Raw genomic sequence first — 14785 nt, 5'->3', positions numbered from 1 at the left:
CGGCAGAGGGGGCCCAACATGAGGATCGTGTCCGCCGAGGTCATCGTCACCAGTCCGGGACGCAACTTCGTCACCCTGCGCATCACCACCGAGGACGGCGTCACCGGCCTCGGCGACGCCACCCTGAACGGACGTGAACTCGCCGTTCAGTCCTACCTGGACAACCATGTCGTCCCCTTGCTCATCGGAAGCGACGCCTCCCGCATCGAGGACACCTGGCAGTACCTCTACCGGGGCGCGTACTGGCGGCGCGGCCCCGTGACCATGGCGGCCGTCGCGGCCGTCGACACGGCACTGTGGGACATCAAGGCCAAGGCCGCCGGCATGCCCCTGTACCAGCTTCTCGGCGGCGCGTCCCGCAGCGGAGCCCTGGCCTACGGGCACGCCTCCGGCCGCGACATACCCGAACTCCTCGACTCCGTGCGGGCGCACCTGGAGCTGGGCTACCGGGCCATCCGCATCCAGACCGGCATCCCCGGCCTGGACACGGTCTACGGGGTGGCGGCCTCGGCCGCCGACGGAGGGGACCGGTACGACTACGAACCCGCGCGCCGCGCCGCGACGGGCGGGCGGCCTCTTCCCGCGGTCGAGACGTGGGACACACGGGCCTATCTGCGGCACGTTCCCTCCGTCTTCGAGGCCGTCCGGGCGGAGTTCGGCCCCGAACTGCCGCTCCTGCACGACGGACACCATCGGATGACGCCCATCCAGGCCGCCCAGCTGGGAAAGGCGCTGGAGCCGTACGACCTGTTCTGGCTGGAGGACGCCACGCCCGCCGAGGACCAGGCGGCGCTGCGCCTGATCCGCCGGCACACGACGACACCGCTGGCGATCGGCGAGGTCTTCAACTCCGTCCACGACTACACCACGTTGCTGAGCGAGCGCCTCATCGACTACGTGCGCTCCGCCGTCACCCACACCGGCGGCGTCACCGCGATGAAGAAGCTCCTCGACCTCGCCGACCTGTACGGCATCAAGTCCGGGATGCACGGCCCGACCGACATCTCCCCGGTGGGCATGGCGGCAGCGCTCCATCTGGACCTGGCCGTCCACAACTTCGGCATCCAGGAGTACATGCGGCACTCCGAGCCCACCCTGGAGGTCTTCCGGACCTCCTTCCGGTTCCACAACGGCCTGCTGCACCCGTCCGACACGCCGGGCCTCGGCGTGGAACTCGACGTGGAGGCGGCACGGAAATTCCCCTACGAGGCCGCGTACCTGCCGGTCAACCGGCTGCGGGACGGGACGATGCACGACTGGTGAGCGTGAGCTCGGGGCGCGTGTCCTTCTCGCCGTAGCGCACCGTCGGATGGACTTCGGACGGACTCCCGGCTCCCGCCGGCTACCCGAAAACGGTGCACTGGTTGCGGGCATACCTGGGCGCGGGGCGCGGTGTGTCGCCGCAGGCGCGGAACTGCCATCCCTGGCGGAGGGGGTGGGCAGGGGTGGTGCGCGTCGGTGAGGTGGCCGCGAAGGGACCGCACTGCGTCCAGCTCCTGCCGTCGTCCTCGCTCCAGTCGATCCACACGCGGTCACCGAAACGGGCACCGGTGATCTCGGCCCACGCCATCCGGCGGCCGTTCACCGTGCCGTTCTCCAGGCGGACCACGGGCGCGTGGTCGTCTCCGTGGACGGTGACGGGAGCGACGTCGACCTGGCCCTCGACGCCGGCCGACGGCCAGGCCCAGTCATTGCAGGCGCCGTCCTGCGGTGAGGTGAGGGTGGTGTGCGCCCGGCGGTCCGGGGCCAGTTCGAGCCCGGCCCACACGCCGCTTCCCCCGGACACGAGCGCGGTGACGAGCACCAGCGCTCCGACGGTCGCGCCGGGCCGCCACCGGTGCCGGGCGGCCCGGTCGATGCCCGTATCCCGATCCCGCGCGGGCGGAGCGGGGGGCACGGACGGCGGGGGATACACCCGGACCGGGACGCAGCGGCCGTCCCGGTGCTCCTCGCGCTGCAGGTGCTCCCACAACGGCCGGACCGCCGCCGAGTCCTCACCCGCCGCCTCACTCAACCGGCCCACCACGCTCCATGGCGGCACGATGCGCCCGGAGAGATAGCGGGACAAGGAGGAGTCGCTGGCGTGGACGACATCCTGGAGTTCCTTCAGCGATCTACCGGTCCGCTGCCGCATCCCTCGCAGCCGTGCGGCGAGGAGATCGCCGGCCAGGCACTCCGGTTCCGTACGCGCGGCAGTGTCCCGTCCCATCCGTCCCATCCTGGATGCGCGCCCGAGTCTCGAGCTCAGCGTAGGCGCAGGTCGGTGCCGGGGACGCGAGCCGGGCGCGTCCCAATGCCGTCCCAGGGGGCACTCCCGGCCAGTCCGGTCGCGATAGTGGAGCTGCCGGGCAGACCGCAGCCGCAACGGGGGACAGCGTGCTACGCATTCACTTCACCGACGACGATCTTTCGCGTGTCGAGGTCGCCACCACCTACGATCCCTTGTGGGAGACCGTCCTCGGCCTGCAGCAGCTGGCGGAGGCCGCCCGCGTCCCGGCCGTCTTCCTGACCTGGTGGCTGCGGGCGCGTGAGGTCCTCACGGAACGACAATTGACCGGATCGGTACGGCAGTTACGGATGCTCGCGCCGGCGGACTGCTACTTCCCGGACTTTCTCACCCCGGACGCCGCCGCCGACGGCCTGCGGTCCGGGCTGCGGGCGGTACGAGCGACCCCGCCCGGCCGACTCCGCCGCGAAACGGCGCTGTTGGCACGGCTGCGGCACCCGCGCGGGGCACCGCTGTGGCTGCGCGACCTCGCCTCGGGCGACCGCGAAGGGGTGCAGGAGGTCGCAGACGCGCTTCATGTGCTGCACGACGCGGTGATCGCGCCCGACTGGAGCGATGTCAGGGCCACCGTGGAAGCCGACAGCGCGGTACGGGCGCGGGCCGTGCGTGACGGCGGCGTGAACGGGCTTCTGAGCAGCCTCGGTCCCGGCATGCGCTGGGAGCCGCCCGTGCTCCGCGCGGACTACCCCGTCGACCGCGATCTCCGCCTGGAGGGCCGGGGCCTGCGCCTGATCCCGTCCTTCTTCTGCTGGCGCACGCCTGTCACGCTCGTCGACCCGAGCCTGCCCCCGGTGCTGGTCTGCCCCATGGAGCACGAGAGGCCCATTGCCGTCGCGCGGCGCCGTGAACGCCATGCCCAGGCTCTGGCCGCCCTGCTCGGCCGTAACCGCGCCCGTGTCCTCGCCGCCCTCGACGTCGCCGCCACCACGGGCGAACTCGCGCGCCGCCTCGGCGTCTCCGCCGCCGGCACGAGCCAGCACGCGCACGCCCTGGCGGACGCCGGGCTGGTGCGCAGCCGCCGGATGGGCAATCGCGTCCTGCACACGCTGACGCCCCTGGGGCGGGCGTTGCTGCAGCACGGGCTGCGCGGTCCCTCCGCCGTGAACTGACTCTTTCAGGCCTGCCTGAAACACCTCGCCCGTTCCCGTTCGCTCCCCGCAGGCTGATCGGGCGCCGAGAGGCATCGAACGGACCGACTACGTCAGGAGGGTTCCCATGAATCGACTGCGGACCGCGCTCACGGGGGCGGCGGCCGCCGCGCTGACCGCCTCACTGCTGGCCGGCGCCTCCGGCTCCGCCTCCGCCGCGTCCCCGGCTTCCGCCGGCGCCGGCCCGGCGGCCGCCGGTGCGGTGCACGCGCCGGTGAGGGCCGCGGCCTACGCCAAGCACTGGATCACACTCTTCGAGGACGAGGACGGCTACCGCACGCCACGTCCCTTCTCACAGCCGACCACGCCCTCGGGCGGGATCCACGCGGGCAGCAACTACGTGTACTGCCGTGTGTGGGGCGACAAGGTGACCGGCAGCTACGGGTACAACCACTGGTGGCTGCGGACGGACCTGGACTGGACGTATCCGGGCAAGCCCTGGCAGAACCAGTACATCCCGGCCTACGGCCTGTCGGGGCAGGGCAACGACCAGGCCAACGGCATCCCCGACTGCTGAGGAAGGGGGCCGGACCATGAGGACATCCGTCAGGAACGCGGGCCTGGGCCTGCTGGCCGCCGTGCCGCTGGCCGGCCTGCTGCTCGCCGCGGCCCCCGCGCGTGCCGTGGGGTCGACTCCGGTACTGCCCTGTCCGCCCAGCCCGGGGAGAACCTTCTGCGTCACCCGGACCACCCCGGTGTACGCCTCGCTGCCTCCGGGCGCGCAGGTCGGCCAACTGCTGCCGGGGCGCGCCTACTTCGCCGTCTGCCAGGTGGCGGCCGGGAGGGTGACGCGCGGCGAGTACCACAGCCGCTGGTGGGTCAGGACCGACTCGGGCTGGGCCAGTGAGATCGACATCGCGGGCCTGGCCGACGACCGGCCCATTCCCGGCCTGGCGTCCTGCTGACAGGACCACGTCGTTGCGACGGGGCGAGTGCGCGCTCCGTCGCAACACCGTGCCGAGGCCCTGCACGTGCGGGGAGGCCGCCGCTTCAGTAGTTCAGGCCGGCGAGATCCGGTCCCCGTCGCCTCCAGGATCGCTGCCGTCGGTCGGCCCGGCGAACCCCGGCTGCCGCAGAACGCGCAGCCACTTGAGCATCAGCGCGGTTTCCTCCTGGCCGAGGGGGGAGTTGCCCGGCTGCCGGAGCCTTGCTTCGAGCTGAAGGGCGGAGGAGACGAGGGCGGAGGAGACGACCGGCTCCTCGGCGCGGCCTGGCGCGTGGGTGTGGACGAGACAGGAGGAGAACACCGCGTCCCGCACCCTGTGCGGCAGGTCCGGGTCGCTGTACCGGTCGGGCTGGGACAGGATGCTGAGGGCGACACCGACGTTGGCCGACAGGATCGCCTGTGCGGCCTCTTCCGTCGGGATCTTCAGCGCGCCGTGGGCGGCGCAGCGGTCGAGGGTCTGTTTGAGAAGGCCGAAGATGCGGCCGGCCGCAGCGGGCACCTGGGGGAGGGTGGGCGAGAACATCAGCCGGTACAGCGCCCGGTTGCTCAGCGCGAAGTCCATGTGGTCGTCCCAGCCGTCGCGCAGGTCGGCCACCGGGTCGTCGGTGGTCTCCAGCGCCTGCTTGCGGCTGATGTACCGCTCGAAGCCGCTTTCGACGAGGGCGTTCAGCAGGCCGTTCTTGTCCCCGAAGATGCGGTAGAGAACGGGCTGGCCGACACCCACGGCGTCGCAGACGGCCCGCGTGGACACGTCGTTGTCGGAGGAAGCGCTCAGCAGCCGCTCGGCGGCGTCGAGCATGCGTGTCCGCGTGTCCTCGGTCTTCGGGCTCCTGCCGGCGTCAGCCATGGCCGTCCACTGTCTCCTTCCTGCCGGCAGCCGTTGGGCGAGGGCCGCGGTGGGCCCCGCCCTCGTGGCGGCCGAGGGCAATGAGAATAACCGCTGGGTCAGGTGCCGCCCGTGGCTGTCCGGACGGGCGGACCGCCGGGCGGTGCGCCGGACGCGGTTCGGCCGACGCTCGGGATGGCGCAGGGGGCGGGTGGTGGGCCGCCCCCTGCGGCACCTCTGCAACGCGGACGGGCAGTTGTCGCGGGTAAGGGCAGGGGGCCCGGTGCGCGCCCGGCAGCCGGGTGCTACCCGTCGTGGCTGTCGTTGATCATGGCCGCGGTGAGGACGGTGCCACCGATTCCCCAGCCGCCGTCGGGGACCTCCTCGACGAGAACCAGGGTGTTGGGGCGGGCCACCTCTCCGTAGATCTCGGCGTAGAGGTCGGTCGTCCGGTCGACGATGAGCTTCTTCTGCTCCGGGGTGAGGGTGTCGGCGGGGACCTTGAAGTTCGCGAAAGGCATGATCTGCTCCTTGTCGTGGTGATGACCGGCCTCGGCGTGTACGCGACGTCCGGCACTCCGCTGTGCGGGGGTCCAGCGGGCGGACTGCTGTCCGCCGGTTGGGGCGGGCAGCCGGCGGGCACGTGGACCCGTCGTGCGTATCGCCGCTACGGCCTGGCGAGTGCAACGATAACACCAGGGCTTAATCAGCGCTACGGTCTGGGCGTATCGATGAAACGGCTCGATGTCCGGCTGGAACGCCGCTGCGAGGGTCAGTGCGAGGTGAGGTCGCCGAGCAGCAGGCCGAGGACCGCCTCCTCCTCGACGCGTACGCCGATCTCGGTCAGAGCCGGGCGCAGGTCCGGGTCCCAGGGCGCGGTGGCGGGGGCGCCGGTCAGGGGCGGTGCCAGGGGAGCGGCCGAGGCGGCGGCGCGGTAGTCGGCGGCCGTGTAGCGCCAGGGCTGCCAGGGGACGCGGCGCAGCAGGGCGGCGGCGATGCGCAGGCCGCCCCAGTCGAAGTCGCCGTGGTAGCGCAGTGTGGCGCCGTGGGCGTGCAGGTGGCGCAGCAGGGTGAGGGCGGCGGCGGAGGGCTGGCCCTGGAGGCAGACCAGGGGCGGGCGGCCGGGGAAGGAGGGGCTCCCGTTCGAGCGGCGCCGAGAGCGGGGGAGCCGGTCGGCGGCGGTGGCCAGGACAGTGGGGTTCTCGCACACGTACACCGTGGCCGGAGCGGTGCGCGGCGGGGTGCGGGTGAGCTGGCGCAGGGTCAGGACGGCCGGTTCGCCGGTCTCGGCGAGGGCGTTGAGGGCGGGGGTGCCGGTGAGGCCCAGGGTGAGCACGGTGGAGGACAGGGCGTCCTTGAGGAGCCCGGCCGAGGCCCACACCTCGCGGCGCCACTCGGCGCCGGTGCCGTCCGGAAAGCCGCTCAGGGCGCGGATGCCGGAGTGGACGAGGGTGGCGAGAGGGGTGCCGTCGTCGAGGGCGTGGGCGTCGCCGAGGGTGCGCGCGGCGAAAGCCGCCAGGGACACGGGCGGGTCGGCGGGCAGTTCGCGCAGGGCGGTGGCGGCGGAGGTGAGCAGGTTCCGCGCGGCGCGCGGGGTGCGGGCGAGCCGCCGTACCAGGCCGTCCGCGCGCACCCGGTCGGCCCAGGCGGCCAGTTCGGGACCCAGGCCGGCGAGCGGCGCGTAGGCCTCCTGCCAGGCGTGCGCCTGCTGTTCGCGGACGTCCGCGAGCCGGGTGACGGGCCCGGTGAGGGCGGTGACGGCGGCGGCCAGTCCGCCGGGGGCGGCGCCGGAGCGGCGCAGGACGGTGTCCACCGCCTCCAGCCGGATGCTGAGCGAGCGCCCGGTGCCCGGGGGGCGGCCGAGGAGACGTTCGGCGGCGGCGCGTTGGGCGTCGGTCGGGGTGGCCAGGGTGACCGGGCCGGTGAGGGGTTCCTCCCGTGCCATGCGGCGGCGTATCCGCTCCAGGAGCCAGGCGAGGTCGGCGTGGCCGAGCAGGCGCGTGAGGCGGTCGCGATCGACGGGCGGGGCGGGGCCGGCCGGTTGCTCGGCGGGCGGGGCCGCGGTGGCCGGTCCCTCGGCGGGTCCTCCGCCGCCGGTGTCGCGCCGCCCGGTGCCGGACGGGGCGTCCGTGTCGTTACCGGTGCCCCGCCCGGGCGGGGTCAGCTCCGCCACAGCGACTCCTGGTGGTCGGGGGCGGGCAGCGACGGCAGGCGATGGTCGTCCCCGCCGGTGGCCCGGGCGCGCTCGGTGCCGTCCCATTCCCAGCGGGTCACCAGGACCGCGGGGATGTCGTCGACGCGGGAGAGCTGGGCGATGGCGATGCCGGGCACCTGCGGGTAGCAGGCCCATTCGCGCTCGGACGTCATCACCACGTCCAGGTCGAAGGCGTGCAGCAGGCCCAGGCACTTGGCGCGCGAGTCGTCGTCGACGCCGGCGAACGCCTCGTCCAGCGTGACCAGGCGCGGGGCGTGAGGGGCGGCGGTGGCGTAGTGGGAGGAGGCGGCGGCGAACAGGGGCACGGAGACGGCCAGGACGCGTTCGCCGCCGGAGGCGGGGCCGGTGGCCGGGACCCACTTGCCGTGCTGGTGGCGTTCGATGCCGAACTCGTGCCAGGAGCGGTGGTCGAGGGCGGTGGTCAGGACCTCCAGCCAGCTGCCGGCGGCGTCGTCCGTCTGGGCGCGGGCGATCTGTGTCTGCAGGAACTCGCCGACCGCGGCCCGGTCCTCGCTCGTCCAGGCGTCGGCCGACTGCCGCAGCCGCTCGCGGGCCCGCTCCAGCCCGGCCGGTGCCCTGCGGGAGGGGCGCCAGACCAGGCGCAGCCGCATGCCGGTGGAGGTGGGGCGTTCGGCGAGCTCGGCGTTCATGGCGCGCACCTGCCGCTCGGCGCTGCCGATCAGCTCCTGCAGGGTGCCCGCGACCTCGGTGAGCAGGTGGGTCTCGAGGATCTCCCGTTCGTGCGCGGACAGGATGCGGGTCAGTTCGGCGACCTCGGCGGCGAGGGCCTCGGCGAGTTCGGGGACGGCCCGTTCGCGGCCCTGGTAGACGATGTCGACCACCATGCCGTCCTCCGTCATCCGGGCGCTCGCGCCGTGGCCGCCGCGGGAGAGGGTGTCCTGGAGCTTCTTGTACTCCTCGCCGAGCCGCTTCTGCACGCGCTCCCAGGCGCCGTCGGAGTCGTCGGTCGCGGACAGGTCGGCCTCGATCGTGCGGGCGAGCGCGATCGCCGGGGTGGCGGCCCAGGGGCCTGCCTCCAGCGGCGGGAGCGCCGTTTCGGGCAGGGCGACGCCGAGCAGTCCGGTGGCGGCGAACCGCTGGAGCGCGGCGATCGCCTCGGCGCGGGCCGCCGCCGCTTGCCCCACGTCCTTCTCCAGCTGTTCGATACGGCCCTCGGCGTGGCTGGTGCGCCGGTCGGCGGCGGTGTACGCCTCGCGGACCCGGCGCTGGTCGCGGTCGCAGGCGGTCAGCGCCTCGGCGGTCTCGGCCAGGCGGCGCTCCAGTTCGGCGACGGCGGCACCCACGGTGGAGCGCAGGGTGGTGTGGCGTTCATCGGCGGCGCTGGCGAGCCGGGCCGCCTCCTCGGTGCGCCGGGCGAGTTCGGTGACCCGGTCGCCGGCCTGCCCGGTCTCGGCGCGCTCGTCGGCGACGGCGCGGGTGGCGGCGGTGCGTTCGCGCAGCGCGGGCCACAGGGCGGCGAGGACGGCGGTGTAGTCGGACAGCGCCTGGCGGACGGCCGACAGGCCGGCCCGGTCCGCGGGCAGGCCCACGGCGGCGGCGGTCTCGGCGAGTTCGGCGGCCGCCTCGGCCTCCTGACGTGCGGCCTCGGTGAGGTCGGCGGCGCACTCGTCGCGGCGGGCACGCGCCCGGTGGGCGGCCTCGGCCGCCGCGGCGGCGTGCGCGTGGGCGTCCCGCAGGGCCGCGTCGTCGGGGACCGCGGCCAGTTCGGCGTCCAGGGTGCAGCGCCGCTCGGCGACGCGGGCCTGCTCGGCCTCCAGCCGCGCCGATGCGCCGGCCAGGTCGTCCAGTTCGCCCTTCAGGGCGGCGATCCGGGCCCGGCGGGCCTCCTCGCGGGCGCCCGCTCCGACGTAGGCGGCCCTGTCCTTGGCCCAGGAGCCGGTCAGCGCGCCGACGCGGAAGCGGCCGTCGGCGCTCATCCAGGTGTCGCCGCCCGAGCCGAGTCCCACGGCGGCCAGCAGCCGGGCGACCGTCTCCTCACTGACCGCGGCGGCCGGGGACGCCTCTTCGGGAGCGGAACCGCCGTGGTCGACAGCGGGGCGCAGCACATCGGTGAGCGTCGGTCCGGCCAGCGGGCCCGCCGGGGCGAGGAGCACGTCATGGCCGTCCGCGTGCCACACCGTGCCGTCCGGGCACACCCAGGCGTCCAGCAGCCCGGACGCCTCCAACGCGGCCTCCAGACCCGCCCGTTCACGATCCGGGACGTGGTCACGGAAGTCGACCAGGCGCCACAGGGGAGCCCCCGGCGCGCTCTCGCGCACACCAGGCGTACGGGTGCGGGGGGCCTCGGGCCCGCGCTGCCCGCCCGCTTCCAGCGCGGCCAGCTCCCGCTCGGCCTCGGCCCGCCGGGTGTTCAGGGCGTCGTGTTCCTGCCCGAGCCCGGCTGCCCGGTCGGCCAGCCGGGCCGCCCGCGCCCGGTGTGCCTCACCCGCCTGCTCCCGTGCGGGGTAGGGCCCCTGACAGTGCGTCACCCAGTCCTGCAGGCCGTCCAGGAGACCGGCGGGGTCGGCGACGGCCAGCTCCCGGCTGCTGCGCACGTGGTCGCGGACGAGGCCGATCAGCTCCCGGCCCGCCCCTGCCGTCCGTGCCCCGGCCTCGGCCTGCCGGGCGGCGGTGTGTCCGGCCTCGGTCTCGGCCTCGTCCAGGCGCCGGGCGGCGGCACGCCTGACGGCGGCTGCCTCCTCGGCGCGTGCGGCCAGCCCCTCCACATGGTCCACGGTGCGCCGCCTGCGGGCCACCGACTCCTCGGCCGCGCGGCGCAGGTCGGCCTCCGCCGCGCCGTCGGTGCTCAGCTCCCCGTCGAGCCGGGCGGCGGCGGCCGCCTCCCGCTCTCGCAGCAGAACGTCCGCGACCTGCTCCTCGGCCGCGGCCAGACGGTCCTCGGCCGCCTGAAGACGACCAAGGGCCCGGGTGTGCGCGGCGGCGGCCTGCACCCGGTCGGCCTCGGCCCGCTGCCGCTCCCCGGCCGTGCGGCGGGCATCGACCGCCGCCTGCTCCAGCTCCCGCGCGCTGCGCATCTCCGGCCCCGCGCGCAGGGCCGCGTCCTGGGCCCGGAGCCGGGTGGCGATCTCCTCCAGCTCCGCGATCCGTACGGCCGCCTCCTCCCGCTCCCGCTCGGCGTCCTCGCGCTCGGCGCGGGCCTGGGCCAGATCGCGTCCGAGCTGTTCGTAGCGGGCGTGTTCGCTGCGCGGCAGCCGGGCCCGGCGCCGGGTGGCGACGCGGGCGTAGCGGCGGTAGTGCTCCAGGAACCCGGACGCGGCCCGCTCCGCCTCGGCAGCCGCTCGCAGTTCCTCCTTCTCCTCGTCCAGCGACCGGAAAGCCTCGGCCACATCCGCGATCACCGCCTGGTCCATGGGCGGCAGCGCCTCGGTCAACGCACGCGACAGGGCCGCCTCGTTGGGCCGTTTCGACAACTGAGGCTGGCGCAGCTGGATCAACAGGTCCACCAGCGCCGCGTACCTCTGCTCGCCCAGCCCGAACAGCGCCTCGTCGACCGCCCGGCGGTACGCCTTCGCCTGGTCGTACACCATGCCGCGGCCGGCGACCGCCTCGGCGAGCCGGTCGCGCGACAGCGCGGTGCCGGTCGCATCCAGCAGGCTCAGCTCCTCGCCGATCCGCTGGTCGGTGACCGTGTACCAGTGGCGCGCGATGCCGCGGCCCGCCACCGCCTTCAGTCCGCAGGCGAGCGTGCGGAAGTCGGCCTGCCCGCTCTCCTCGTCGACGCGCCCGAACTCGATCCAGGTGTAGCCGAGCCGCTCGGGGTGCGGGTGCTCCCCGCCCAGCAGCAGGTTCCACTCCATCCGCTTGCCCGGGTCGGCGTCGGGCTCCACCCGGCGCGCGGACAGGTCGCCGTCCAGCAGGAACGGCAGGGTCAGGGCGAGGACCTTGGACTTGCCGGTGCCGTTGTTGCCGCGCAGCAGCAGGCGGCCGTCGCGGAACCAGAACTCCTCGGTGTCGTAGTAGAACAGGTCGACCAGGCCGACGCGCAGCGGGCGCCACCGGCCCGGGGAGGGATGGGGCAGGGCGGGGGTGGTCACGGCTGCTGTGCCTTTCGCTGGGACGGGCGCGGCCTGCGGTCGGTCCGGACTCCCGGTTCCACGACGACGGTCTCGCCGACCGCGTACCGGGCCAGGGCCGGCCGTGGTGTCACGCCTCCGGGGGTGCGGGTCACCAGACCGAGCGCGGTGAGTCTGTCCAGTGCCTGGTCGACCAGCTCGCCCTCCGCGCCCGGCTGTTTGGCGCTCTTGGACCAGAACGCCCCGTGGACGACGGCCAGTTCACGCACCTTCCGCTCGAGCTCCGGGCGGCCCACCTCGCCCGCGGCAATGGCCAGGTGCTCGGCGAGCAGCAGGGTGACATGCCCGTGGGTGCCCTGCTCGGGCATCCGCACGTCGGTGAGATCGTCGTGGGGGTCGACCATGGCGACGCCCTCGGCCCGCACCTCCGCGACCAGGCCGGTCAGTTCGGTGATGCGGGCGGTGATGAAACCGCGCTGGCGGGTCAGGTAGGCGAGTTCCTCGTCTGTCAGGGTGTCGTAGTACAGCACCGGGTCATCGAGCAGGCGGCGGGTCAGCCGCTGGCGGATGGCGCGGAAGCGCAGTTCTTCGCTGTCCAGGGCGGTCTCGGCGGTCAGTTCGGCCAGCCGTTCCCCGAAATCCCCGGCGGTGATCGTCGACGGACCGTGGCGGGCCGCCAGCAGCCCGGCCAGGACGCGGCGCTGCACGTCGTAGAGCACGTCCCCGGACCCGCTGACGTAGGCGTCCTCGTCCCCGGCCACCCGCCGCAGCACTCCGTAGCGCATCAGCAGCCGGACCACCGCCGCCAGGTCCGCCCGCTCCTCGCGCCGCTCCAGGGTGAACTCGATGCCGGCCGAGGTCAGTTGCGGATCGGCGGCGTCCAGCATCACCTGCTCGGCGAGCCGCCCCAGCGCGGTCTGCGCCTCACCCCGCTCCAGCGCCGCCAGGGCCAGGCACAGCAGCACATAGCGGCGCCGGGTGAACGGCGCGCGGGCGCGGGAGGTGTCGCGCGCCGGATGCGTCGCGTCCGACAGGGTGCCGGGCGCGCGGTGCAGCCGGGCCGCCTCCGCGTCCACCCGCAGCGTCCATCCGGTGTTGCGGTCGAACCAGTCCCGCAGCTCACCGGCGTACTGCCGGACGAGGCGGAAGGCGTCCGCCGACGGACCGTGCGCCAGCAGCAGCGGCTCCTTCAACAGCGCGCGAGCGGCCTTCTGCTGCTCGGCCGCGCGCCGCGCGTCGAGGACCTCTCCCAGCTGTGCGGTCATCGTGCCCCTCCTGCATCGTTGCGCACGGCTCCTCGCGGACGGTCCGCGGCCCCGCCGAAGGCGCCGCGTTCGTCCCCCGAGGCCGCGCCGGGGGCGCCTCCCGGATCCGCCGCGGCGCTGCCCGCGCCGAGCCCGGTCCCCCGTAGGTCCGCTGTGGCCGCGCCGACGGCGCCTCGCGGGTCTGCCAGCACGCCCCGCGCATCCTCGGGGCCGCCGGTGTGCTCTGTGGCCCTGCCGGCCGCCCGCACCCGTCCGTCGCGGGTCAGATCGGTGATCTCCACCAGGTGGTCCGGGCCGCGGAAGACGCCGCCCGGTGTGCGGATCTCGGCCGTCGTGCCGTCTGCCGGAGCAGTGAGCCGGATCTCCATGGTGCCGTCGTTGCTGGTCGCCAGGGTCGTCGTCATGCCGGGTCGCCAGGTGGCCAGGGCGTCGCCGAGCAGCCGCAGGAACAGGCCGAAGGCCGCCGGGTCCAGCTCGCCGAGCGCGGACAGCCGGGTGGTGCCGTCCGTGGCCAGCCGGGCGCGGGCCGCCGCGATCTCCTCGGCCTGACGGGCCGCGATCTCGGCCAGCCGGCGCCGCTGTTCGGAGCGGTCCTGCACCTTGCGCGCCTTGCCGCGCCGCTCGTAGCTGCCGGTGCGACGCAGCTGCGGACTGATCCGCAGCGGCGCGGCCTCGGCCCACGGGGTGGCCGCGGGCTCCGGGCGGGCGGCCCGCTCCGCGAGGGTGTCGGCGTCCACGGTCAGGTGCCGGGCCGGGTACAACCCGAAGGCGGCCCGCCACAGCCGGTGCCGCGCCTGGTCGTCCGGCGCCTCCGCGAACCAGCGGGCCAGCGCCCGGAAGTCCGCCGACCGGTCCGAACGCCCGGCCCGCCGGTCATTCAACTGCCGTACGACGGCCAGTAGTTGCGGAATCGCCCCGAGCGCACGCCCGCGCAGCAGACGGGCCTGCGCGGGTCGCCCGTCGGCGGACACGAACCACGAGGACAGCCCCGCCCACCGCGCCGCCCACCGCGCATGGGCCTGCGCCTCGGCGCTCGCCGCCTCTTCCGGGTCCGCGTCGGCCGCCTCCCGGGCAGCCGCCAGTCGCAGCAGGCTGTCCGCGCGCCCGTCCCGTTCCAGCTCGCCGACGAGCAGTGCGATGCGGCCGCCGAGGGTGATCAGGTCCTGGATGAACCGCTCCAGGTACTGGATGAGCCGGTCCTTGTAGGCCAGGAACACCTCCACCTCGACACCGTGCAGGTCGATCGTGCGCTGCAACGACCCCATGAACGCCCGCGCGTTCTCCGCCAGCGCCTCGAACCGGGCCGTCAGCGCCGACAGTGCCAGATGCGCCTTGGCCGCGTCGGGTCCGCCCTCGTCCCCCTCGGCGGCGATCACCATGAGCGCCCGCAACTGGGTGACGATGTCGTGCAGCGCCACCGCCTGCAGCGCGCCGCGCCGCCCCAGCGCCTCGTCGTACGTGCTCAGCGCCTGCTCGGCGGCCTCCCCGGCCCGGGTGAGCTGGTAGATGAACCGCTTGCGGTAGAAGTCCTCCACCGCCGTCACCCGGGAGGTGTCCGGGTCCGCCCGGAGATTCCCCCACTCCACCAGGCTGTCCAGCGCCTTGGCGACCGCGTCCGGATCGCCGGGCCGCCGCTCGGGCGGCAGCGCCGCGTACACGTCCTCGGGCCGCAGATGCACCGCGAACCGCTCCTTGGCGGCCAGGAACGCGCGCATCACCTGGCGGTACAGGGCGGCGTTCGGCACCGTCAGGTGCGCGAAGGGCCCGTAGTCGGCCCGGTCCCGATCGGAAGGCTGCGAGGTCATCGCCCCGCATTCTTCCCGACGGGCCCCCGGACACGGCAATCGTGGCCAGAGATGTACGCAGAGTGATGGGCTCGTGCATCGAACCGTACGACGACGCTCCGGGCGCCTGGGCTCCGCCCCCCCTTGTGCCTCGTGGCCGTCGCCGCTGCGACCGGAGCCGACGGACTGACCCCATCGGCAGTGGAGGGCCCTGCAGTCCGTCGACCATCCGTAGTCGATGGAGCTGTTCGAGGTCAGTCCCGTGCCGTGCCGGTTGTTG

At 74.5% G+C, this 14785-nt stretch carries 11 protein-coding genes; 4 read left to right on the top strand and 7 right to left on the bottom strand.

Annotated features, from left to right (window positions below; all coding sequences use genetic code 11):
- The first annotated feature begins 18 nt into the window (after positions 1-18).
- On the top strand, positions 19-1263 hold the full coding sequence (gene manD / locus ACJ9NR_RS01035; protein WP_412490303.1) for a D-mannonate dehydratase ManD: 1245 nt from the start codon (positions 19-21) through the stop codon (positions 1261-1263).
- A 79-nt stretch (positions 1264-1342) separates the two neighbouring features.
- On the opposite strand, the gene ACJ9NR_RS01030 is transcribed toward manD, so the two are convergent.
- Positions 1343-2209: a helix-turn-helix domain-containing protein gene (locus ACJ9NR_RS01030; RefSeq protein ID WP_412490304.1), complete on the bottom strand. Its 867-nt coding sequence runs from the start codon at positions 2207-2209 to the stop codon at positions 1343-1345.
- 167 nt (positions 2210-2376) lie between these two features.
- On the opposite strand from ACJ9NR_RS01030, the gene ACJ9NR_RS01025 reads away from it, so the two are divergent.
- The 3 genes from ACJ9NR_RS01025 (at position 2377) to ACJ9NR_RS01015 (ending at position 4340) form a co-directional block, all read left to right on the top strand.
- Complete coding sequence (locus tag ACJ9NR_RS01025; protein ID WP_412490305.1) at positions 2377-3396, top strand: ArsR/SmtB family transcription factor; 1020 nt, start codon at positions 2377-2379, stop codon at positions 3394-3396.
- A gap of 106 nt (positions 3397-3502) precedes the next feature.
- Positions 3503-3952, top strand: a complete 450-nt coding sequence (locus ACJ9NR_RS01020; protein ID WP_412490306.1) for a hypothetical protein — start codon at positions 3503-3505, stop codon at positions 3950-3952.
- Between the two features lie 16 nt (positions 3953-3968).
- Complete coding sequence (locus tag ACJ9NR_RS01015; protein WP_412490307.1) at positions 3969-4340, top strand: hypothetical protein; 372 nt, start codon at positions 3969-3971, stop codon at positions 4338-4340.
- A gap of 93 nt (positions 4341-4433) precedes the next feature.
- On the opposite strand, the gene ACJ9NR_RS01010 is transcribed toward ACJ9NR_RS01015, so the two are convergent.
- The 6 genes from ACJ9NR_RS01010 to ACJ9NR_RS00985 form a co-directional block, all read right to left on the bottom strand.
- On the bottom strand, positions 4434-5228 hold the full coding sequence (locus ACJ9NR_RS01010) for a TetR/AcrR family transcriptional regulator (RefSeq protein WP_412490308.1): 795 nt from the start codon (positions 5226-5228) through the stop codon (positions 4434-4436).
- Between the two features lie 284 nt (positions 5229-5512).
- Positions 5513-5728 carry a 4-oxalocrotonate tautomerase family protein gene (locus ACJ9NR_RS01005; RefSeq protein ID WP_412490309.1) on the bottom strand — a complete coding sequence of 72 codons (216 nt, stop codon included), beginning with the start codon at positions 5726-5728 and terminating at the stop codon, positions 5513-5515.
- Between the two features lie 251 nt (positions 5729-5979).
- Complete coding sequence (locus ACJ9NR_RS01000) at positions 5980-7380, bottom strand: TIGR02679 family protein (RefSeq protein ID WP_412490310.1); 1401 nt, start codon at positions 7378-7380, stop codon at positions 5980-5982.
- Positions 7368-11477 (bottom strand): TIGR02680 family protein, encoded by a 4110-nt coding sequence (locus ACJ9NR_RS00995; protein ID WP_412490311.1) that lies wholly within the window; start codon positions 11475-11477, stop codon positions 7368-7370. Before ACJ9NR_RS00995 ends, ACJ9NR_RS01000 begins: the two co-directional genes overlap by 13 nt.
- Positions 11474-12721: a TIGR02678 family protein gene (locus ACJ9NR_RS00990; protein ID WP_412490312.1), complete on the bottom strand. Its 1248-nt coding sequence runs from the start codon at positions 12719-12721 to the stop codon at positions 11474-11476. Before ACJ9NR_RS00990 ends, ACJ9NR_RS00995 begins: the two co-directional genes overlap by 4 nt.
- Positions 12718-14526: a TIGR02677 family protein gene (locus ACJ9NR_RS00985; RefSeq protein ID WP_412490313.1), complete on the bottom strand. Its 1809-nt coding sequence runs from the start codon at positions 14524-14526 to the stop codon at positions 12718-12720. The genes ACJ9NR_RS00990 and ACJ9NR_RS00985 overlap by 4 nt, the downstream gene beginning before the upstream one ends.
- Positions 14527-14785 lie beyond the last annotated feature (259 nt).

This window comes from Streptomyces sediminimaris (assembly GCF_047049295.1).
Taxonomy (GTDB): Bacteria; Actinomycetota; Actinomycetes; order Streptomycetales; family Streptomycetaceae; genus Streptomyces; species Streptomyces sediminimaris.
This window is presented reverse-complemented; position numbering and strand designations above follow the sequence as displayed.